Source organism: Aestuariicoccus sp. MJ-SS9 (genome assembly GCF_032586235.1).
In the GTDB taxonomy this organism is placed as follows: Bacteria; Pseudomonadota; Alphaproteobacteria; order Rhodobacterales; family Rhodobacteraceae; genus Aestuariicoccus.
Genome location: NZ_JAWHTD010000058.1, coordinates 1 through 21,202 on the forward strand (window position 1 = coordinate 1; position 21,202 = coordinate 21,202).

The 21,202-nt window shown below is 65.5% G+C and carries 21 protein-coding genes, 1 tRNA gene and 1 pseudogene; 14 read left to right on the forward strand and 9 right to left on the reverse strand.

The genetic code is table 11. The features are described from left to right. Positions 1-66 precede the first annotated feature (66 nt). Positions 67-434: pseudogene (locus RXV88_RS21250) on the forward strand (IS3 family transposase); the annotation flags it as partial. Between the two features lie 26 nt (positions 435-460). On the opposite strand, the gene RXV88_RS21255 reads toward RXV88_RS21250, so the two are convergent. After that, positions 461-1,587 (reverse strand): IS3 family transposase gene (locus RXV88_RS21255; RefSeq protein ID WP_316295536.1). Its coding sequence is split into 2 segments (ribosomal slippage): positions 461-1,383 and positions 1,383-1,587, totalling 1,128 coding nucleotides; the frame shifts between segments, so codons are not numbered across the junction. Between the two features lie 322 nt (positions 1,588-1,909). Beyond that, positions 1,910-1,986: transfer RNA gene (locus RXV88_RS21260), tRNA-Arg, on the reverse strand. A gap of 223 nt (positions 1,987-2,209) precedes the next feature. On the opposite strand from RXV88_RS21260, the gene RXV88_RS21265 reads away from it, so the two are divergent. From RXV88_RS21265 to RXV88_RS21280, 4 genes are all read left to right on the forward strand, one after another. Beyond that, on the forward strand, positions 2,210-3,235 hold the full coding sequence (locus tag RXV88_RS21265) for a LacI family DNA-binding transcriptional regulator (RefSeq protein ID WP_316295537.1): 1,026 nt from the start codon (positions 2,210-2,212) through the stop codon (positions 3,233-3,235). 4 nt (positions 3,236-3,239) lie between these two features. Next, complete coding sequence (locus RXV88_RS21270; RefSeq protein ID WP_316295539.1) at positions 3,240-4,445, forward strand: winged helix-turn-helix domain-containing protein; 1,206 nt, start codon at positions 3,240-3,242, stop codon at positions 4,443-4,445. Positions 4,446-4,698: 253 nt separating this feature from the next. Further along, complete coding sequence (locus RXV88_RS21275) at positions 4,699-4,914, forward strand: DUF1127 domain-containing protein (RefSeq protein WP_316295540.1); 216 nt, start codon at positions 4,699-4,701, stop codon at positions 4,912-4,914. A 100-nt stretch (positions 4,915-5,014) separates the two neighbouring features. Beyond that, the gene (locus RXV88_RS21280) at positions 5,015-5,524 is read left to right on the forward strand and encodes a GNAT family N-acetyltransferase (protein ID WP_316295541.1); all 510 of its coding nucleotides are present in this window, start codon (positions 5,015-5,017) and stop codon (positions 5,522-5,524) included. 60 nt (positions 5,525-5,584) lie between these two features. Here RXV88_RS21280 and rpsD read toward each other — a convergent pair whose 3' ends face one another. Next, positions 5,585-6,205 carry a 30S ribosomal protein S4 gene (gene rpsD, locus RXV88_RS21285; protein ID WP_316295542.1) on the reverse strand — a complete coding sequence of 207 codons (621 nt, stop codon included), beginning with the start codon at positions 6,203-6,205 and terminating at the stop codon, positions 5,585-5,587. Positions 6,206-6,448: 243 nt separating this feature from the next. On the opposite strand from rpsD, the gene RXV88_RS21290 reads away from it, so the two are divergent. The 6 genes from RXV88_RS21290 (at position 6,449) to RXV88_RS21315 (ending at position 12,551) form a co-directional block, all read left to right on the forward strand. Further along, the gene (locus tag RXV88_RS21290) at positions 6,449-7,276 is read left to right on the forward strand and encodes an EAL domain-containing protein (protein WP_316295543.1); all 828 of its coding nucleotides are present in this window, start codon (positions 6,449-6,451) and stop codon (positions 7,274-7,276) included. Between the two features lie 304 nt (positions 7,277-7,580). After that, positions 7,581-8,753, forward strand: a complete 1,173-nt coding sequence (locus RXV88_RS21295; RefSeq protein ID WP_316295544.1) for an acetyl-CoA C-acetyltransferase — start codon at positions 7,581-7,583, stop codon at positions 8,751-8,753. A gap of 117 nt (positions 8,754-8,870) precedes the next feature. Next, a complete protein-coding gene (gene phbB / locus RXV88_RS21300; protein ID WP_316295546.1) occupies positions 8,871-9,593 on the forward strand; it encodes an acetoacetyl-CoA reductase in 723 nt (240 codons plus the stop codon). Between the two features lie 152 nt (positions 9,594-9,745). Then, positions 9,746-10,672, forward strand: coding sequence for a VOC family protein (locus RXV88_RS21305; RefSeq protein ID WP_316295547.1), 927 nt, complete (start codon positions 9,746-9,748; stop codon positions 10,670-10,672). Continuing rightward, entirely contained in the window at positions 10,665-11,264 is a 600-nt protein-coding gene (locus RXV88_RS21310) for an alpha/beta hydrolase (RefSeq protein ID WP_316295548.1), read from the forward strand. Before RXV88_RS21305 ends, RXV88_RS21310 begins: the two co-directional genes overlap by 8 nt. A 327-nt stretch (positions 11,265-11,591) precedes the next feature. Further along, on the forward strand, positions 11,592-12,551 hold the full coding sequence (locus RXV88_RS21315; protein WP_316295551.1) for a transcriptional regulator GcvA: 960 nt from the start codon (positions 11,592-11,594) through the stop codon (positions 12,549-12,551). 47 nt (positions 12,552-12,598) lie between these two features. Here the strand turns inward: RXV88_RS21315 and RXV88_RS21320 are convergent, their stop codons facing one another. The 3 genes from RXV88_RS21320 to RXV88_RS21330 form a co-directional block, all read right to left on the reverse strand. Continuing rightward, positions 12,599-12,775, reverse strand: a complete 177-nt coding sequence (locus tag RXV88_RS21320) for a YdcH family protein (RefSeq protein ID WP_316295552.1) — start codon at positions 12,773-12,775, stop codon at positions 12,599-12,601. 106 nt (positions 12,776-12,881) lie between these two features. Continuing rightward, positions 12,882-13,664: a tRNA1(Val) (adenine(37)-N6)-methyltransferase gene (locus tag RXV88_RS21325; protein WP_316295554.1), complete on the reverse strand. Its 783-nt coding sequence runs from the start codon at positions 13,662-13,664 to the stop codon at positions 12,882-12,884. After that, positions 13,654-13,869, reverse strand: coding sequence for a DUF2007 domain-containing protein (locus RXV88_RS21330; protein WP_316295557.1), 216 nt, complete (start codon positions 13,867-13,869; stop codon positions 13,654-13,656). The genes RXV88_RS21325 and RXV88_RS21330 overlap by 11 nt, the downstream gene beginning before the upstream one ends. 55 nt (positions 13,870-13,924) lie before the next feature. Here RXV88_RS21330 and RXV88_RS21335 point away from each other — a divergent pair, with 55 nt between their 5' ends. Beyond that, the gene (locus RXV88_RS21335) at positions 13,925-14,923 is read left to right on the forward strand and encodes a polyprenyl synthetase family protein (RefSeq protein ID WP_316295560.1); all 999 of its coding nucleotides are present in this window, start codon (positions 13,925-13,927) and stop codon (positions 14,921-14,923) included. 37 nt (positions 14,924-14,960) lie between these two features. On the opposite strand, the gene RXV88_RS21340 is transcribed toward RXV88_RS21335, so the two are convergent. From RXV88_RS21340 to RXV88_RS21350, 3 genes are all read right to left on the reverse strand, one after another. Beyond that, positions 14,961-15,845: a 4-(cytidine 5'-diphospho)-2-C-methyl-D-erythritol kinase gene (locus tag RXV88_RS21340; RefSeq protein ID WP_316295563.1), complete on the reverse strand. Its 885-nt coding sequence runs from the start codon at positions 15,843-15,845 to the stop codon at positions 14,961-14,963. Next, entirely contained in the window at positions 15,832-17,532 is a 1,701-nt protein-coding gene (locus tag RXV88_RS21345) for a tetratricopeptide repeat protein (RefSeq protein WP_316295569.1), read from the reverse strand. Before RXV88_RS21345 ends, RXV88_RS21340 begins: the two co-directional genes overlap by 14 nt. Positions 17,533-17,698: 166 nt before the next feature. After that, on the reverse strand, positions 17,699-19,348 hold the full coding sequence (locus tag RXV88_RS21350) for an electron transfer flavoprotein-ubiquinone oxidoreductase (RefSeq protein ID WP_316295565.1): 1,650 nt from the start codon (positions 19,346-19,348) through the stop codon (positions 17,699-17,701). A 264-nt stretch (positions 19,349-19,612) separates the two neighbouring features. On the opposite strand from RXV88_RS21350, the gene greA reads away from it, so the two are divergent. Together greA and RXV88_RS21360 are read left to right on the forward strand one after the other, a co-directional pair. Beyond that, positions 19,613-20,083, forward strand: a complete 471-nt coding sequence (gene greA / locus RXV88_RS21355; RefSeq protein ID WP_316295567.1) for a transcription elongation factor GreA — start codon at positions 19,613-19,615, stop codon at positions 20,081-20,083. A 15-nt stretch (positions 20,084-20,098) separates the two neighbouring features. Beyond that, the gene (locus RXV88_RS21360; protein WP_316295568.1) at positions 20,099-21,103 is read left to right on the forward strand and encodes a hypothetical protein; all 1,005 of its coding nucleotides are present in this window, start codon (positions 20,099-20,101) and stop codon (positions 21,101-21,103) included. Positions 21,104-21,202 lie beyond the last annotated feature (99 nt).

Below are 21,202 nucleotides of genomic sequence, written 5' to 3' on the forward strand. Positions count from 1 at the left end.
TTTCCCGGCGGAACGCAACGGCGTACTTCGCGCGCGAGTCCCAATGAAGTACGCCTTCATCCGGGCGCATCGCATCGGGCGGAGTTCGGTGTCTGGGCTATGTGCCGGGTGCTGAAGGTGCATTTCAGCGGGTTCTATGCATGGCTTAAGGATCCGTTAAGCCACGGTGCGCAGGAAGATGCCCGTCAGACCGAGCCGGTCCGGCAGGCCTGGACCGAGAGCGGATATCGCAAGCTGACCGACGACCTGCGCGACCAGGGCGAACGCATCTCGGAGAACCGGGTTGCCCGGCTGGCGTCGCTGGCCGGGATCGCCGCGCAGGTGGGCTACAAGCGCCGCCCGGCCGGTATGGCGGCAAGCCTGCGGTGGTGGCCGAGAACAGGCTGGAGCAGCGGTTCGAGACGTCCGAGTCAGATCAGGTCTGGGTGACCGACTGGAGTTCCCCCGGTTTCGTGGACGGTTATGGGCTTGGGGATTCCAGCCCTTCAGCGGCGGTCCTTTCGTAGTTGATCGGTGACTTATAGCCCAAAGCCGAATGGCGGCGAGAGGGGTTGTACCAGCCTTCGATGAACTCGAAGCAGGCGACGCGGGCCTCAGCCTTCGTCCTGAACTTGCGGCGGTCGATCAGTTCGCATTCGAGCGTGGCGAAGAAGCTCTCGCACATGGCGTTGTCGTAGCAATCGCCGACCGAGCCCATCGACGGCCTGACACCCATTTCCTTGCATCGCAGGCCGAAGGCCACGGACGTGTATTGCGATCCCTGGTCGCTATGATGGATGACGTTGTTCGGTTTGCGCTGCGCGACCGCCATGTTCATCGCATCGAGAACGAGTTGCGTTCTCTGTCCGGTGCCCATAGCCCAGCCGATGATACGGCGGCTGAAGGCATCCAACACAACCGCCAGATAGAGAAAGCCTGTCCAGGTGGGCACGAAGGTGATGTCGGCCACCCACAACACGTTCGGGGCATCGGCATAGAAGTTCCGGTCCACCAGATCGGCGGCAGGCCGGACACGAGGGTCACGTTCTGTCGTGACGACGAACTTACGGCGGCTGACGCCCCTCAAGCCCTTGGCTGGCATCAGGCGCTCGACACGCTTGCGACCGACGAGGATCCCTTCATCCGCCAGCTCGGCATGAATGCGGGGCGCGCCGTAGGTCTCTTTCGATGCCTCATGGATCGCCGCGATCCGCTTGCTCAGCGCTGCGTCTGCAACCTGCCGGGCGCTCGGCGAACGGCGGTGACATGCATAGAACCCGCTGCGGGACACCCCCAGCGTGCGCGACATCATCTGGACAGAATACTCGGCCTGGTTCGCGGTCATGAATTTGAAGACCTCCGCGATGTCACGTCGTTTTGTGCAAACCAGGCCGCGGCCTTTGACAGGATGTCCCGCTCTTGTCGCAACTGCTTCACTTCGCGGCGAAGACGCCGGAGTTCCTCGCGATCCTCGCTTCTCAGGATGACCAGATCGTCGCCGTCGTCGGCGGCGGCCTGTCTGACCCACTCGTGGATCGTGGCGGCGCAGGGCTCATACTCCCGCGCCAAGCTTTCAACACTGCGCCCGGTTCGCACCAGCGCAACCATCTACTCCCGAAATTCCGTCGGGTACGGGTTCCTCGTTCTCGGCATGAAAAACACTCTCCTTCATTAGTGAAAAAGTGTCCATCAAACCGGGGGAACTCCATGCACAAGAAGCAAGGGAACGTCACAACACCCTAGTTCATAGGTTCGAACCAATGGTGCAACCAATCCTGATGGTGTGCGGAGATCAACTTGACGCGCGCGCGTGAAGGGCTGACAACCGCCACTCTAAGGCTTGAACAGGTGCTGCATGGGGAAGAAAGGGGGGAATGCAAAACAAAAAACAACGCATATCATTGTTTTTATTATGCTTTAAACTGAGAACTGGCGATCCCGGCAGGATTCGAACCTGCAACCTGCCCCTTAGGAGGGGGCTGCTCTATCCAGTTGAGCCACGGGACCGCTGCGGCCGTTATTCCGCATTTCAGGCAGCTGTGCCACCACTTCCTGCAAAAGTTGCGCGCCACATGGATTGCGCTCGGATACAGCGCGGGTTTCGGCCCGGCCCTCTGCCCTCAGGAAAACGCGCCCGCAAGCCCGCGGAGGGCTGAGCGCCGAAGCATCGGCTCGCTTGCGTCGATGCCGCAAGCGTCGTACACCTGAAGAAACTTCAGGAAATTCAGCATTGCCGAACGACGATACCCGACCTTTGACCCTGCGCGATGTCTCCGAGGCGTCGGGGGTTTCGGAAATGACTGTCAGCCGCGTGCTGCGCAACCGTGGCGATGTCAGCCAGGCCACCCGTGAAAAGGTGCTCGAGGCGGCCAAGGCTCTGGGCTACGTGCCCAACAAGATCGCCGGGGCGCTGGCGTCTTCGCGCGTGAACCTGGTGGCGGTGATCATCCCCAGCTTGCGCAACATGGTGTTCCCCGAGGTCATGTCGGGCATCAGCGCCGTGCTGGAAGAGACCGACCTGCAGCCGGTCGTGGGCGTGACCGACTACCTGCCCGAAAAGGAAGAGCGCGTTCTCTACGAGATGCTGTCGTGGCGGCCCTCGGGCGTGATCATCGCCGGGCTGGAGCATACCGACGCCAGCCGCGCCATGCTGGCGGCGAGCGGCATTCCCGTGGTCGAGATCATGGATGTGGACGGCACGCCGGTCGACGCGATGGTGGGCATTTCGCACCGCCGCGCGGGGCGCGAGATGGCCAGGGCGATCCTGCGGGCGGGCTATCAGAACATCGGCTTCATGGGCACCAAGATGCCGCTGGACCACCGCGCCCGCAAACGGTTCGAGGGCTTTACCGAGGCGCTGGCCAAGGGCGGGCTCGAGGTCATGGATCAGGAATTCTATTCCGGCGGCTCGGCGCTGGCCAAAGGCCGCGAGATGACCAAGGCGATGCTGGAACGGACGCCCGAGCTGGATTTCCTCTATTATTCGAACGACATGATCGGCGCGGGCGGCTTGCTCTACCTGCTGGACGAGGGCCGCGACATCCCCGGTGAAATCGGTCTTGCCGGGTTCAACGGGGTCGAGCTGCTGGACGGTCTGCCGCGACAACTGGCGACGATGGACGCCTGCCGCGACGAGATCGGAACAAAGGCCGCGCAGATCATCGCCGCCCGGGTCGAGAACCCGGATGCCGAGGTCGAAAAGATCGTCGAGCTTACCCCGACCATTTCCTACGGCGACACGCTGCGCCGGCGCTGATCCCGTGGTCGCCTGTCTGGACAACGGCGCGGCGCGACGGCTCTTTCTGGATCGCCACGCCCTGCTGGAACAGCCCGCCGGACCGGCCAAGGGCGAGGATCTGCTGGCGCTGATCGGGCGGCTGGGCTTTGTCCAGGTCGACAGCATCGCGACGGTGGAACGCGCGCATCACATGATCCTTTTCGCGCGGCGCCCGGCCTTTCGGCCCGGCCACCTCGCGCCGCTGCTGGAACGCGACCGGCATCTCTTCGAGCACTGGACCCATGACGCCGCGGTGATCCCGACGGAGTTTTACCCGCATTGGCGGCTGCGCTTCGCGCGCGACGCCGAGAAGCTGCGCGGCCAATGGCAGAGCGCGCGGCGCGAGGGGTTCGAGCGCCGGTTCGACACGGTCCTGCAGCGCATCCGCGACCACGGGCCGGTCAGTTCCGCCGATGTGGGCGCGGACGAGGCGCGCTCGAAAGGCGGATGGTGGGACTGGCATCCGTCCAAGACCGCGCTGGAATATCTCTGGCGCAGCGGAGAGCTGTCCGTCACCCGGCGCGAGGCGTTCCGCAAGGTCTATGACCTGACCGAAAGGGTCATCCCCGAGGGACCGCGCAGCGCGGTGCCGCATCCCCCTGACTGCATCGACTGGCTCTGCGCCGGGGCGCTGGACCGGCTGGGCTTTGCCACCCCGGGCGAGATCGCCGCCTTCTGGGACATCGTCACGGTGGACGAGGCCAAGGGCTGGGCCCGTGCGGCGCTGGCCGAGAGGCGGGTCGAAGAGGTCGACATCGCCGGGGCCGACGGCCGCCCGCGCCGGGCGCTTGCAAGGTCCGGCACCCTGGCCGAGGCCCACGCCCTGCCCGACGCGCCTGGCCGGATCCGGGTGCTCAGCCCCTTCGACCCGGCGCTGCGCGACCGCAAGCGCGCCGAACGGCTGTTCGGCTTCCACTACCGGATCGAGATCTTCGTGCCCGCGCCGAAGCGGCGGTACGGCTACTATGTCTTTCCGCTGCTCGAAGGCGACCGGCTGGTGGGCCGGATCGACATGAAGACCGACCGCGGCGCGGACGCGCTGAAGGTGACGGCGCTCTGGCCCGAGCGCGGGCTGCGCTGGGGCCGTGGACGGCAGGCGCGGCTGGAGGCGGAACTGGACCGCGTGGCGCGCTTTGCCGGGCTGTCCGAGGTGCGCTGGCAGGACGGCTGGCTGCGCGACGCAGAGTGAGACCTGTCGCACGGCTGTTACAACACCCCGCTAGCGTCCGCCGCGTGAGTGTGACCGCACCGCGCAAAGCCCGTCCCCATGGGCACCGCGCGGCCCCTTCGGGGATTATGCCAAGCCCTTTTCGCAACCGGGGGCCGCAGGCGAGCCATGCAATGGCGTGAAGGCGGGTATTCGACCTTGGGCCTACCGCTTTGCCGCGCCGCGGCATAGGTAGTCTTCAAACGGAATACCACTGAATACTGATGAGATGATAATGGCACATGTAAGCACCCACACCCCCGCACGCGGCAACCTGATCCTCGATGCAATCGACGCGATCGGCCGCTTTTTCGTTCTGATCACCGAAAGCAACTACCGCGTCCGCGAGGCCGAGCGCCTGCAGCGCATGACCGACACGCAGCTGGCCTCCCGCGGCCTCAAGCGCGACGACATTCCGCGCCACGTCTTCGCGGACATGTACTACCTCTGAGCGTCTCCATCGCGTTAGAGCCTGCGGGGCCCGCTCGATCCGAGCGGGCCTTTTGCGTTTCGGGCTTTCGGCCCGACGCGACCTGCGGCAAGGTGCCAGCATGACCTTGCGCCGCGCCCTGCCCTCGGATGCCTCGAGCATCGCCGCACTGTCGATAGAGGTGTGGCTGGGCACCTATCTGAAACAGGGCGTCAGCGGCTTTTTCGCCGATTACGCATTGTCCGAGTTCACTCCTGCCAGGATCGCCGCGCTGATCGGCGATCCGGACGAATGGATCGTCGTCTCGCAGAACGTTGAGGGCATCGACGGGGTCATCCGCGTCACGTCGGGGCGCGCGGCGCCCGTCGCAGGCTGTTCCGAGACCGAGATCAGCACCTTCTACGTTCAACCCCGCCATCACGGCAAGGGGATCGGCAAGGCGCTGCTGAACGCCGCCCTTGCCCGGTGCCGGGAAAGAGGCGCGCCATCGGTCTGGCTGGCCACGAATGCCGAAAACACCCCCGCCATCGGGTTCTATCTGGCGCGTGGGTTCCGGCAGGTCGGACACACGCATTTCCGCCTGCGGGATCAGGCCTATCTGAACAACGTCTACTGTTACGATCTGACCTGACGGCAACAAAAAAGCCGCGTCCGAGACGCGGCTTTTTCGTTTGTCAGGCGCGGAACCGGATCAGTTCTGCGCGTAGAATTCGATGACGAGGTTCGGTTCCATCATGACCGGGTACGGCACGTCCGACAGGCCGGGCTGGCGCACGAAGGTCGCGGTCATCTTGGAGTGGTCGACCTCGAGGTAGTCAGGCACGTCACGCTCGGGCAGGCCGGCGGCTTCGAGCACCGAGGCAAGCTGCTTGGACTTTTCGCGGACCTCGATCACGTCACCCTCTTTCACGCGGTAGGAGGGGATGTTGACGCGGCGGCCGTTCACCATGACGTGGCCGTGGTTCACGAACTGGCGCGCGGCGAAGACGGTCGGCACGAACTTGGCGCGGTAGACCACCGCGTCAAGGCGACGTTCCAGCAGGCCGATCAGCAGCTCGCCGGTGTCGCCTTTCTGACGCTCGGCATCGCGGTAGATGCGGCGGAACTGCTTTTCGGTCAGGTCGCCGTAGTAACCCTTGAGCTTTTGCTTGGCGCGCAGCTGCAGGCCGAAGTCCGACATCTTGGCCTTGCGGCGCTGGCCGTGCTGGCCCGGGCCGTATTCGCGGCGGTTCACCGGCGACTTGGGGCGGCCCCAGATGTTTTCGCCCATGCGGCGGTCGATCTTGTACTTGGCAGAGGTGCGTTTGGTCACCGTCTGATCTCCTTCATTATGGATGGCCACTTTGGCCGTGAAGGGCGTTGTCCTCTGGGCTTGCGCCCCGACAGGCATCCCCTTGCGGGGGCCGCCAACACCAATGAAGCCGCGCTTATACGGGCGGCATGGCCAGAGTCAACCGCCAGAGCGCCGGACCTGACGGGTTTTCCCGCCGGAGTTAGGATTTGCTTAATGCTCCGCAGGCACAACTGAGTCCGAGAGACGGAGATTGGCCATCACATGACGTCCCACAGCAAAATTCGAACGCCCGCGTCCAACGCCCTCGACCTGGCCCTGGCCAAACGGGATCGCGCCACGCTGGACATGGTTCGCGCCGCCATTCAGCACCGGCAGATCCTGCTGGCCTTTCAACCGGTCGTGCAGACGCGCCGCCCCGACCATATCGCGTTTCACGAAGCGCTGATTCGCGTCATGGACGAAACCGGGCGGATCATCCCGGCCAAGGATTTCATCGACGCCATCGAAGAAACCGAAACCGGACGGATCCTGGATTGCATCGCGCTGGAAAAGGGGCTGGCGGAGCTTGCCCGCCAGCCGGGGCTGCGCCTGTCGATCAACATGTCGGCGCGCTCTATCGGGTACAAGAAATGGACGCGCGTCCTGCACCGCGCGCTCGACAGCGATCCGACGATCGGCGAACGGCTGATCCTCGAGATCACGGAAAGCTCTGCCATGCTGGTGCCCGAGCTGGTCTCGACTTTCATGTCCGAGCTGCAGCGCAAGGGGATTTCCTTTGCGCTGGACGATTTCGGCGCGGGCTATACCGCGCTGCGCCATTTCAAGCAGTTCACCTTTGACGTGCTCAAGATCGATGGTCAGTTCATCGAGGGGATCGCCGGCGACGCGGACAATCAGGTGATGGTCCGCGCGATGGTGTCGATTGCGCAGCAATTCGACATGTTCACCGTCGCCGAAAGGGTCGAACGCGCCGAGGACGCCGAATGCCTGGCGCAGCTTGGCGCGGATTGCCTGCAGGGCTTTTATTTCGGCGCGCCGACGGTCAAGCCCTACTGGCGGTCGGGAGAGGATGAAAAGCAGTTCGCCTGATCCAGGCGCGACAGACCCCGATTCGGGCGCCCGCCCTGCCGCAAAGCCCGCCGATTGCCGTGAGTGCAGCTTGCGGGGTCAATTTGTGATCACAAATGCGCGTCAAGACGCCCGCTGACCGAATTTGTGATCACAAAATTCACTCATCCCCGAGAAATCACGCCGATTCCGGCCCTGAGACACCCTGTCCGATTTTGCACCTGCGGCATTTGTTTTAAGCACGCGCGCAATTGTGGGGTGGAGCGCGGCCCGGATCGCGCTGTATGCTCGCACGAAACGGACAGGATCATCGGAGGATACCAGAATGACCAATGTCGTAATCGTAAGCGCCGCGCGCACTGCCGTGGGCAGCTTTGGCGGCTCTTTCGCCAACACCCCCGCGCATGACCTCGGCGCTGCCGTGCTGGAGGCCGTGGTGGCGCGCGCCGGAGTGGACAAGGGCGAGATCAGTGAGACGATCCTCGGCCAGGTCCTGACCGCCGCGCAGGGCCAGAACCCGGCCCGCCAGGCGCATGTGAACGCTGGCCTGCCGATCGAATCGGCGGCCTGGGGCATCAACCAGGTCTGCGGCTCGGGTCTGCGGGCCGTGGCGCTTGGCGCGCAGCACATCCAGCTGGGCGATGCCGATATCGTCGCCGCCGGCGGCCAGGAGAACATGACCCTCAGCCCCCACGCCGCAAACCTGCGCGCCGGGCACAAAATGGGCGACATGAAATACATCGACACGATGATCCGCGACGGTCTCTGGGATGCCTTCAACGGCTACCACATGGGCCAGACCGCCGAGAACGTTGCCGAAAAGTGGCAGATCAGCCGCGAGATGCAGGATGAATTCGCTGTGGCCAGCCAGAACAAGGCCGAGGCCGCGCAGAAGGCTGGCAAGTTCGACGACGAGGTGATCCCCTTCATCGTCAAGACCCGCAAGGGCGACATCGTGGTCGACAAGGACGAATACATCCGCCACGGCGCGACGATGGAGGCGATGCAGAAGCTGCGTCCGGCCTTCACCAAGGACGGGTCCGTGACCGCGGCCAACGCCTCGGGCCTGAACGACGGCGCGGCGGGCGTGCTGCTGATGTCGGCCGAAAACGCCGAGAAGCGCGGGATCGAACCGCTGGCGCGGATCGCCAGCTATGCCACCGCCGGGCTCGACCCGTCGATCATGGGCGTCGGCCCGATCCACGCCTCGCGCAAGGCGCTGGCCAAGGCCGGCTGGAAGGTCGAGGACCTGGACCTCGTGGAGGCGAACGAAGCCTTCGCCGCGCAGGCCTGCGCGGTGAACAAGGACATGGGCTGGGACCCGGCCATCGTGAACGTGAACGGCGGCGCCATCGCCATCGGCCACCCGATCGGCGCCTCGGGCGCGCGGGTTCTCAACACGCTGCTCTTCGAGATGAAGCGCCGCGGCGCCAAGAAGGGTCTGGCGACGCTCTGCATCGGTGGCGGCATGGGTGTCGCGCTCTGCGTCGAGCGCTGATACGGCATTGCGCCGCCTGACGGCGTCGCCACGGGCGGGGCGCTGCCCCCCGCACCCCCGGAGTATTTCGGCCAAGAAGAAGGGTCGAAGAGACGAATTTATATGGAGGAACGAAATATGGGACGTGTTGCACTTGTGACCGGAGGGTCGCGCGGCATCGGTGAAGCGATTTCGAAAGCGCTGAAGGCGGAGGGCTATGAGGTCGCCGCCACCTATGCCGGCAACGACGAGAAGGCCGCGGCCTTTACCGAAGCCACGGGCATCAAGACCTACAAGTGGAACGTGGCCGATTACGAGGCCAGCAAGGCGGGCATCGCGCAGGTCGAGGCCGACTTGGGCCCGATCGACGTCGTGGTGGCCAACGCGGGTATCACCCGCGACGCGCCCTTCCACAAGATGACGCCGGAGCAGTGGAAAGAGGTGATCGACACCAACCTGACCGGCGTCTTCAACACTATCCATCCGGTCTGGCCCGGCATGCGCGAGCGCAAGTTCGGCCGCATCATCGTGATCAGCTCGATCAACGGGCAGAAGGGCCAGTTCGCGCAGGTCAACTATGCCGCGACCAAGGCGGGCGATCTGGGCATCGTCAAGAGCCTGGCGCAGGAAGGCGCGCGCGCGGGCATCACCGCGAATGCGATCTGCCCCGGCTATATCGCGACCGAGATGGTCATGGCCGTGCCGGAGAAGGTGCGCGAATCGATCATCGGCCAGATCCCCGCGGGACGTCTGGGCGAGCCCGAGGAAATCGCGCGCTGCGTGACTTTCCTGGCCTCGGACGACGCGGGCTTTATCAACGGCTCGACGATCTCGGCCAACGGCGCGCAGTTCTTCGTGTAAGCGCACCCTCGCAGGCTTTGCGCAATTATGCGCCCCGGTGGACCGCCGGGGCGCTTTTTTGTGCGTATACGCACCGATGTCGCGCGGCCTTGGGTGGTTTCCTGCACAGACGCAAAGGCTATATCTGCGTCAACATATCAAGGAGCGACATCATGATCACCCAGATCAACGGCTTGCATCACGTCACCTCACTGGCCAGCGGGGCGCAGAGCAACAACGATTTCTTCACAAAGACACTAGGGCTGCGCCGGGTCAAGAAGACCGTCAATTTCGACGCGCCCGATGTCTATCATCTGTATTACGGCGACGAGGCGGGCACACCGGGCACGGTGATGACCTATTTCCCCTTTCCCGGCGCGCGGCGCGGTAGGGCGGGCGCGGGCGAGGTGGCGACGACCGCCTTTGCCGTGCCCGAGGGCGCCCTGCCCTTCTGGGAGAAGCGCCTGTCGGGGCTGGGCGTGCCGGGGCTGGAACGTCAGGAGCGATTCGGCGAGGCCCGCCTGATGTTCCGCGGCCCCGATGGCGACGGCTTTGCCCTGGTCGAGGCCGAGGATGGTCGCGCCCCGTGGGTGAGCGACGATGTTCCGGCCGACGTGGCCATTCGCGGGTTTCACAGCGCCGACATGCGGCTGCGCGAGAACGGCGCCAACGCCGAACTGCTGCGCTTCATGGGGTATGAGGCCGAGGGCCAACAGGGCAACGTGACCCGCTTTCGCAAGCCCGGCGGCAACGAGGCGCAGGTGATCGACATCAGCCATGTCGACGCGCCCTTCGCCGATCAGGGCGCAGGCAGCGTGCATCACATCGCCTTTTCGGTCGATGACCGGGCAGCGCAGCTCGAGGTGCGCAAGCAGTTGATGGACACCGGCTATCAGGTGACGCCGGTGATCGACCGGGATTATTTCTGGGCGATCTATTTCCGCACCCCCGGCGGCATTCTGTTCGAGGTGGCCACCAACGAGCCCGGGTTCGACCGCGACGAAGACACCGCGCATCTGGGCGAGGCGCTCAAGCTGCCGACACAGCACGAACACCTGCGCGCGAGACTGGAACAACTGCTGGAGCCGATCCATGACTGACTATGTGTTCGCCGAAACCAAGGGTGCGGAGGGCGCGCCGCTGGTCTTCACCTTCCACGGCACCGGAGGGTCGGAGCGGCAGTTTCACGACTTTCCCGGGCAGATTATCCCGGGCGCGCATGTGATCTCGCCGCGCGGCGACGTGTCGGAACACGGGGCGCTGCGCTATTTCCGCCGCGCCGCCGAGGGCGTCTATGACATGGAGGATCAGGCGCGGCGCAGCGCGGCGATGGCCGGTTTTCTGCGCGACGCCAAGGCGCGTGTCGGGGCCAGCCGGGTGATCGGGCTGGGCTATTCCAACGGGGCCAACATCATGGCCGCTGTCGCCTTCGAGCATCCGGAAATCTTTACCGACATGGCGCTGATGCATCCGCTGATCCCATGGACGCCCGGGCCGCAGCCGGGGCTGGCGGGCACGCGCATCCTGATGACGGCGGGCGAGCGCGATCCGATCTGCCCCGCCCCGCTCAGCCGCCAGCTGGCCGGGTATTTCGAAGCGCAGGGGGCCGAGCTGACGCAGACCTGGCACCACGGCGGGCACGAAATCGCCCAGACCGAGGTCGACGCGCTGGCGCGGTTCCTTGCCAGCTGACGGCAGCGCCAGATCATTGAAATACAAAAGGAAACACCCCCGCAGCCATTCGGTTCGGGGGCGTTTCACAAGGCGGATCAGACCATCGGGCCAAGGGCCTGCGGTCAGGACCTCCGCCTCAAGAGCATGCTCCACAGCGCGGCGGCGGCTTGGCCGCGGGCCTTATGCGCGGCGCGAAAGGCATCACGGGTGCGGGTGTCGGGATTGGTTTCGAACATGGCGGGCTCCTTGGGGTCAGCGGATTTGAACTGTTACTGATATGCGCCCCCTGCCGCGTTTTCACAAACGAGACTTTTCAGCCCCTCAGATAAGTTGTACTTAACTGACATGTCCGATCGCCTGCCCCCGTTGACCGCCCTGCGCGCCTTTGAGGCCGCGGCGCGGCACATGTCCTTTGCCAAGGCGGCAGAGGAACTGAACGTCACCCCGGCCGCTTTGTCTTTCCAGATCAAGAACCTCGAGGAACATCTGGGCCAGCCGCTCTTTCGCCGGCTGAACCGCGCGGTCGAACTGACCGAGGCGGGGCGCACTCTTGCTCCCGGCGCCACCGACGGGTTCGAGCGTTTGACCCTGGCCTGGCGCGCCGCGCGGCGGTTGGGACAAAGCCGGGTGCTGAGCGTGACCGCCGGCCCGGCGTTCACCGCGAAATGGCTGGCCCCGCGGCTTTACGAGTTTGCCCAGGCCCATCCCGAGATCGAATTGCGCTTTGCCGCCAGCCTGCGGCAGATGGATTTCGACCGCGACGAAGTCGACGTGGCGATTCGGTATGGCTATGGCCCCGACCCGGGGCTCTTTTCGCTGCCTCTGATGGAAGAGGCCATGATGCCGTTGATGACGCCGGCGCTGGCAAACCGCTATCCGACGCCCGAAAGCCTGACGGATGCGCCGCTGCTCTTCGACGATTCGCTGACCTTTCTGAAGCCCCCGGCGGATTGGCAAACGTGGTTTCGGGCCTGCGGACTCACCCACCGGCCCGAGGCCGCGGCACGGTTTTCACAGGCCGATCACGCGCTCGATGCCACGCTCGCGGGGGGCGGCGTGGTGCTGACCCGCACGTCGCTGGCGGCGCAATATCTGGCAAAAGGCCAACTGGTGGCGCCGTTCGACGTGGGCCTGTCCAGCGATGCGCATTTCCGGTTCCTTTGCCCGAGCGGCACCGAAACCCGGCCGCACATCCAAGCGTTCCACGCCTGGCTGGCCACCGAAATCGCGAAGTATCCAGTCAATCTGGACGGCAAGAAAATCTTGCCTGTCAATGACTTGTCTCCGAACGGACAGGCCGGCTGACCCTGTCGGCAACGGCCAGTCACAGGCCGCGCCGCAGGGTCGACCGGTCAGTGTACCGACTGTGCGGAAAGCCGGGTGATCTCTTCCTTGATCCTAAGCTTCTGTTTTTTCAGTTCTGCGACGTGCAAGTGGTCCGTTCCCGGACTGCGCTGCGCCTCTTCGACGGCGGTTTCCAGGGATTGGTGCTTTTTCTTCAGTTCCTGCAAGTGCGAACTCAAGCTCATGTGGACCTCCTGTAGATGTCGTGGATCTAGAGTGCAGCACATCGGAGCGGTTCTGTCACGCTGCAGGCGCGAAGGCCGATAACGAATGGTTACAGTTAGGGCGTTGTTAACGGCTTTGTGTTGGAAAAAGCAGCGCCTGCCCAAGGCGCAGAACGTCACTGATCTGCGGGGTGTAATCGTCACCGTCGCGTTCGTGGCGCGCACCGGAATGCAGGATCAGCGGCGCGTGACAGACAAAAGCGGCGCGCCCGCCCTTGCGCCCGCGCAGCAGCATCAGCCCCGCATCGCGCCCCGCGCGCGCCGCGATGGGCCAAAGCGCAAGCGACCCAAGTCGCGCCTGCATCGCGGCCAGCAGTTCGGGCAAGCGGTCCATGCGCTGGATGAAGGTCGCGGTGCCGCCGGGCGCCAGGCGTCGCGCGGCGCAATCGACCCAGTCCGCCAGCGGCGTGCCGCCAGCCTGCGCCATATCGCGGCCCGCATCAGAGGCGGCCGAACGGCGGGACGCATCGAAATAGGGCGGGTTGGCCAAGACATGGGCGAAGCTCTGCGCGCGCATATCGCGCGGCAATGCGGTCAGATCGGCCTCGACGATGCGTCCGTCCAGGCCATTCTCGGCAAGGTTTCGCCGCGCCAGCGCCGCATAGGCCGGTTGCAGCTCGACCCCGGTCAGCGCCAGGCCCGGCACCCGCGCGCCGAGACAGGCCAGCGCCGCGCCCGCGCCGCAGCCGAGCTCGAGCACGCTTTGCCCCGGGTCCGCCGGCACACTGGCGGCCAGCAGCACCGGGTCGATCCCCGCGCGGTAGCCGCCGCGAGGCTGCCAGAGCCGAACCCGTCCGCCCAGAAAGGCGTTGCGGGTCAGGTCATCGTCGGAAAAGGGCTCAGCCCTCAAACTTCACACCGTTCAGACGCAGCGCCGTCCGGGCCTCGTCGATCTCATCCCGGCGAACCATCAGGCGGCGGGGCAGGATCCCGATCGAGCCTTCGAGGACGCTCATGTTTACGTCCAACTCAAAGCATTCTATACCCTCGTCCTCGAGGACGGCCCGAACCAGCGGGATCAAGGTGATGTCGTTGGTGCGCAAAAGTTCTTCCATGACGGGGATGTAAGGACAAGGCAGGCGGAATGTCGAGCCTTGTGACGGGAGTGTGATGAGCTTGGACAATCCTTCGGCAAAGCCGCACGAGCGGCTGTCCGCGGCGCTGGCCGACGACATGACGGCCGTCAACGCCCTGATCCGCGCGCGCATGGCCAGCGAACACGCTCCGCGCATTCCCGAGGTGACCGCGCATCTTGTCGATGCGGGCGGCAAGCGCCTGCGGCCCCTGCTGACCCTGGCGAGCGCGCGGCTCTGCGGGTACGACGGACCCTACCATGTGCATCTGGCCGCGACGGTGGAATTCATCCACACCGCGACGCTCTTGCATGACGACGTGGTGGACGAAAGCGCCAAGCGGCGCGGGCGGCCCACGGCGAACCTGCTTTGGGACAACAAATCCAGCGTGCTGGTCGGGGATTACCTCTTTGCGCGGTCGTTCCAGCTAATGACCGAAACGGGCAGCCTTCGGGTACTGAACATCCTCAGCGACGCGGCGGCGACCATCGCCGAGGGCGAGGTGCTGCAACTGACCGCGGCGCAAGATCTGGCGACGACCGAGGCGGTCTATCTGCAGGTGGTGCGCGGCAAGACGGCGGCGCTCTTTTCGGCGGCGACCGAGGTCGGCGGGGTGATCGCCGGGCGCAGCGACGCCGAGGTGCAGGCGCTCTACGATTACGGCGACGCCCTGGGGATCGCCTTCCAGATCGTGGACGATCTGCTGGATTACTGGGGGTCGGAGGCCACGGGCAAGAATGTGGGCGACGATTTCCGCGAGCGCAAGCTGACGCTGCCGGTGATCAAGGCGGTGGCGCTGGCTGATGCCGAGGAACGCGCGTTCTGGCAGCGGACGATCGAGAAGGGCAAGCAAGGCGACGGCGATCTGGAGCACGCGATTGCTCTGTTGAACAAGCACGGCACGCTCGAGGCGACGCGGCAGGAGGCGCTGGACTGGGTCGGCAAGGCCAAGGCGGCGATGGGCACGCTGCCCGAAAGCCCGCTGCGCGACATGCTGATCGATCTGGCCGATTACGTGGTCGCGCGGGTGAATTGAGCGAGGACGCCCGCGAGGGCGGAGGAGCGGCCCCTCCTCAAGCCCTTGCGGGCTTTCCTCGGAGCAGCAAGCGCGCCGCGCGCACCCACCAGCCGGGGTGATCTGCGGCAATTGCATCAGCGCAGGTTTGCGCCGTGGCCTCATCGCGGAAAAGCGCCCAGCAGGTGCTGCCGGAACCCGACATCTCGGCAACCTCCGCAAAGACCCGCAAGGCTGCCAGAACGTCGCCGATCACCGGCGCGATCCCATCTTCGCATGCGACCCTGGTCAGGTCGTTGCGCTGGCGACGAAGCCAGGCCACGAAGTCATCCGGTTTGCCGATACCGTCCAGCGGCTCCATCCCCTGCGGGCTGAAATCGGAAATCCGGTCATGCAGCGCAAAGACCGCCCCCGTCGGCACCGCCACGCGGGGATTGGCCAGCACCAGCCAGCCCTCGGGCTGATAGGGCGCGGGGGTCAAATCCTCGCCGATGCCGCGCATTTCCATGGCCTGCGGGGCGCAAAGGCAAACCGGCACATCGGCGCCCAGCGGCAGCGCCTCGACGGTCGTCAGCGGGGCGACCTGCCACAGATCGGCCAGCAGGCTTAGGGCGCAGGCGGCGTCGGACGAGCCGCCGCCGATGCCGCCGCCGTGGGGCAGATGCTTGGTCAGCTGGATCGAAGCGCCCGCCGTCACGCCGCGCAGCGTGCGCAGCCGTTCGGCGGTCTTCAGGACAAGGTTCCCGCCATCGGTCGGCACGCCCTCCGCAAAGGGGCCGTCCACCGTCAGCGTCAGCTCATCCGCAGGCGCGACGCGCAGCCGATCGCCCAGGTCGGCGAACACCACCAGCGATTCCAGCAGGTGATAGCCGTCCTCCCGCAGGCCGGTCAGATAAAGGCAGAGGTTGATCTTGGCCGGGGCCGTGGCCTCATTCGTCGCCATTGGCCACTTGCAGCGGCGGCGCGCCCTCTTCCTCCAGCACCCTGTCCAGCCCGATCTCGAGCTTGCGGCGGATGCGCTCGGGGTCGGCCTCTTCGCTGGCGTCCTCCCAATCTACGAAAGACAGCGCGCGTTTCCACATGAATTCCGCCTCGCGCATGCGGCCCACGGCCCAATAGACATCGCCCAAATGGTCGTTGACCACCGGGTCGATGGGCATCAGCTCGGCGGCGCGCTCCATGTGGCCCACGGCCTCGTCATAGCGGCCCAGCCGGTAGAGCACCCAGCCCAGCGAATCGACGATATAGCCGCTGTCGGGCCGGGCCAAGACGGCGCGTTCGATCATGTCGAGCGCCTCGTCCAGCTTGATCTGCTTTTCCACCAGCGAATAGCCGAGGTAGTTCAGAACCTGCGGTTGATCCGGGTTCAGTTCGAGAGCGGCGCGGAAATCGGCCTCGGCGGCGTCCCACTGGCCCAGCCGCTCGTGCGAGATGCCGCGCGCGTAATGCAGAAACCATTGCGAGCGGTCGGCTTCCGCATAGGTGTCGAGCGCCTTGGTATAGGCCTCGATCGCCGCCTCGAAATTTTCCAGCTGCCGCATCAGGTCGCCCAGGGTCGACTGGACCACCGGCAGATCGCCGTGGGTTTCGGCCAGTTGTTCCAGCACCTCGACCGCAGCATCGATCCGGTCGTCGCGGCGCAGCGCCCCGGCGCGGCCCAGTTCGGCGGCATGGTAGGACGGGTCGTCGCGCGGCACGCGCTTGTAGGTCTCCACCGCGAGCTCGTATTGCCCGAGGTTTTCGAGAATTTCCGCCGACAGCAGGATCGCGTCGACATGGCCGGGCCGCAGGTATTCCGCCAGCCGCGTGTAGAGCAGAGTGAATTCGTCGTTCGCCTCGTTCGAGAGCGCGCCGGCGAGGGTATAGAACACCTCGGCCACACCGTCGCGGGCACTGCGCACATGGCGGAACGGAATCGGCTGGCCCGCTGCGAGCCCGTCGCGCATTTCCGACAGGCCGGGGTCGAGCGTGGCGCCGAACGAGGTGTCGATCAGCGCGACCGCGTCCTCGAAGCGTTCGAGCTGGCTGAGGATCTCGGCACGGGCCATCACCGCGCGGCGGGTCATCTGCATACCGCCCGCCCCATCGGCGGCAAAGATCGCCTCGGCGCTTTCGAAATCGCCGACCGAGGCCAGCGCCAGCGCCTTGTGATAAGACGCAAAGGCGGCCAGGCCGGGCTCGGCCGCGACCTCGTCAAAGCCGACCAGCGCCGCGCTCATGTCGCCCTCGCCCAGATGCGCCCAGGCCGACACCAGCCCGTCGACCAGCGGTCCGGCACCGCGGTTTTCGGCGATCAGGCCCTGCACTTCGGCAAATCTGTCCTCGGCCACGGCGCCGGCCAGCTGCGCCATCTGCGCGATCTGGCTGGCGTGGCCTTCGGACAGCAGCTTGTCCGACAAGGCGATGGCGCGGGGCATGTCGCCCAGCGACATGCTGGCCAGCACCGCGCGTTCCAGCAGCTGAGGGTTGCTTGGATCGAAGAGGATCGCGCGGCCGTAGTAATCGGCGGCGGCCTTGAAATCGCCCATCATGCTGGCATGCCGCGCGGCCAGATAATCGCCCGCAAGCCCGTTCGCCCCGGCCCCGGCGGGCAGACCCAGGGCCAGCCCCAGAACAGCCCCGCGCAGCATTTTCTTCGCCCAATCGGTCACGTCGCCAAACCTCGCCTCATTTGTACAGGCAAAGCGTAGCCGTTGCGGCACTGGCATGCAACGTATCGACCGGGCGCCCTGCCGGGCAGCAAACCAACGTTTTCGTGACCACGGGCCGCGCGGACCAAAGGGCCCGCGCGGCGGTTCACATGTTGGGATAGTTCGGCCCGTCGCCGCCCTGCGGCACCGTCCAGTTGATGTTCTGGCTGGGGTCCTTGATGTCGCAGGTCTTGCAGTGGACGCAGTTCTGGAAATTGATCACAAAGCGCGGGTCCTTGCCCTCTTCGGTCACGAATTCATAGACCCCCGCCGGGCAGTAACGCGCCGAGGGGCCGGCGTATTTCGGCAGGTTCACCGACACCGGAATGCTGTCGTCGTGCAGTTTCAGATGCGCGGGCTGGCTTTCCTCGTGATTGGTGAAGGAATAGCTGACATTGGTCAGCCGGTCGAAGCTCAGCTTGCCGTCAGGCTTGGGATAGTCGATGGGCTTGTGGTCCTTGGCCTCGCCGGTGGCGGCGGCGTCGGTCTTGCCGTGGCCGATCGTACCCAGCAGCGAAAAGCCGAGCGTGTTGGTCCACATGTCGAACCCGCCCAGCGCCAGGCTGGCGGTCAGCCCGTATTTCGACCAGAGCGGTTTGACGTTGCGCACCTTGAAGAGGTCCTTGCCGATCGCGCCTTCGCGCACCTCGGTTTCATATTCCGACAGCTCGTCGCTGGCGCGGCCCGCCGCGATGGCGGCATGGGCCGCCTTGGCCGCGGCCTTGCCCGACAGCATGGCGTTGTGGTTGCCCTTGATGCGCGGCACGTTGACCATGCCCACGCCGCAGCCCAGGATCGCCACGCCCGGCGCGACCATCTTGGGCATCGACTGATAGCCGCCCTCGGAAATGGCGCGCGCGCCATAGGCCACGCGTTTGCCCCCCTCCAGCAGCTCGGCCACCATCGGGTGATGCTTGAAGCGCTGGAATTCCATGTACGGGAAAAGATGCGGGTTTTCGTAGTTCAGATGAACCACGAAGCCGACGTAAACCTGATTGTTCTCAAGGTGATAGATGAAAGACCCGCCGCCCGCGTTCTTGCCCAGCGGCCAGCCCATCGTGTGGGTCACACTGCCTTCGCGGTGCTTGGCCGGGTCGATCTCCCAGATCTCTTTCATGCCGAGGCCGAATTTCTGCGGCTCCTTGCCTTTGGACAGATCGTATTTCGCGATCACCTCCTTGGTCAGGCTGCCGCGCACGCCTTCGGAAAGGAAGACGTATTTGCCGTGCAGCTCCATCCCCGGCTCGGTGTTTTCGCCGATAGAGCCGTCCGGCTCCAGCCCGAAGACGCCCGCGACCACGCCCTTGACCTCGCCATTGTCGCCGTAGACCAGTTCGGAGCAGGACATGCCCGGGAAAATCTCGACCCCAAGCGCCTCGGCCTGCTCGGCCATCCAGCGGCAGACATTGCCCATCGACACAATGTAATTGCCATGATTGTTCATCAGCGGCGGCATCGGCCAGTTGGGCACACGCAGATGGCCCGCCTCGCCCAGCATATAGAAATTGTCCTCGCGCACGGGAACGTTCAGCGGCGCGCCCTTTTCCTTCCAGTCGGGGATCAGCGCATCGAGCCCGCACGGGTCCAGCACCGCGCCCGACAGGATATGCGCGCCAACCTCGGAGCCCTTTTCCAGCACGACCACATCGAGCGATGCGTCCAGTTGCTTGAGCCGGATCGCGGCGGAAAGGCCTGCCGGGCCAGCCCCCACGATCACCACATCGTATTCCATCGCTTCGCGCTGCACGTCGCTCATGTCGGGCCCTTTCAAGGTCTCGGCTGGGTCGTTTTCATCCGGGCGAGAGTTAACGCGGCACTGCGGCATAGGTCAATCGCGACGGGGCGTTATTACGCGGCCCCCGTGCAACGGCTGACGGCCGGAGACGGCAATCTGGCGCGCACACCGGCCTAATCCGCTTGCACAGCCCTTGCCAAACAAGGCAACATCGCGCACGGACACCCGAGCGAACATAGGCAGCGCGGCCGCGCAATCGGCCCAACAACACCGGGAAGCGAACCCATGGACAAGATACCGATGACCCGCGCGGGCCATGCCGCGCTTGAAAGCGAATTGAAGACGCTCAAATCCGAAGAGCGCCCCGCAATCATCCGCGCCATCGCAGAGGCGCGCGAGCATGGCGATCTGTCCGAGAATGCCGAATATCATTCGGCCAAGGAGAAGCAGTCGTTCATCGAGGGGCGCATCAAGGAGCTTGAGGGCGTGATCGGCCTGGCCGACGTGATCGACCCGACCAAGCTGTCGGGCGCGGTAAAGTTCGGCGCCACCGTGACCGTGGTGGACGAGGACACCGACGAGGAAAAGACCTGGCAGATCGTCGGCGAATACGAGGCCAGCATCGAAAAGGGTCTGCTGAACGTCAAATCGCCCATCGCCCGCGCGCTGATCGGCAAGGAAGAGGGCGACAGCGTCGAGGTGCGCACCCCCGGCGGCGAAAAGAGCTATGAGATCCTGAAAATCGACTACGTCTGAGGGAACGCCGCGCCCATGGCCGAAAACAACGACGTCCGCCCCACGCCTCTCGGCATCTACGACCGCCGCCAAAGCGGCGGCGTGACCGGGATCGAGATCGTCGCGACGGGGCTCAGCATCCTGTGGCTGATCCTGTCGGGCGCGTTCTTTCTGCTGGGCGCGGGCGAAGGGATGGACGGGGTGCGCTTTCTGCTCACCCTGATGGTGGTATTCCTGCCGGTGGCGCTGATCTGGGTGGCCGCCATGGCCGCCCGCGCCAGCCGCGTGATGCGCGAGGAAAGCGCGCGGCTGCAAGCCGCCATCGACGCCATCCGAAACGCCTATGTGGCGCAGGCGCAGGCCGGGCGCAACGAGGTCGGGTCGAACACGATCTCAAAAAAGCTCGACCAGATCGCGGCGGCGCAGAAAAAGACCGAAACGACGCTGGCGATGTTCACCTCGACCCGGGCGGCGCAGGCCACGGCGGTGGTACCCGCCCCGGCGGCCGCCGTCCCCGGCGACGACCAGCCCGCCCTGTCGCTGGGCACCCCGGCCGAGGCGCTGGCCCCGCCGCTGTCCAACGCCGATTTCATCCGCGCGCTGAATTTCCCCGAAACCGCCGAGGACGAGGCCGGCTTTGCCGCGCTGCGCCGGGCGCTTAAGGACCGTCAGGCGGCCCAGCTGGTGCAGGCCGCGCAGGACGTGCTGACGCTGCTCAGTCAGGACGGCATCTATATGGACGACCTGCGCCCCGACATGGCCCGCCCCGAGGTCTGGCGCGCCTTTGCAGGCGGCGCGCGCGGCCGCGCGGTGGCAGCCCTCGGGGGCATCCGCGACCGGTCGTCTCTGGCGCTGACGCTGGGGCGGATGAAGCAGGACCCGATCTTCCGCGACGCGGCGCATCACTTTTTGCGGCTTTACGACAAGAGCTTTGCGCGCTTCGAAGGCGGCGCGAGCGATTCCGAGATCTCGGACTTCGCCAACACCCGCACCTCGCGCGCGTTCATGCTGCTGGGGCGGGTGGCGGGCACCTTCGACTGATTTTGTTTCGGACCGGCGTTGCCGGTCCGACCGGGGGGGGGGGGGGGGGGGGGGGGGGGGGGGGGGGGGGGGGGGGGGGGGGGGGGGGGGGGGGGGGGG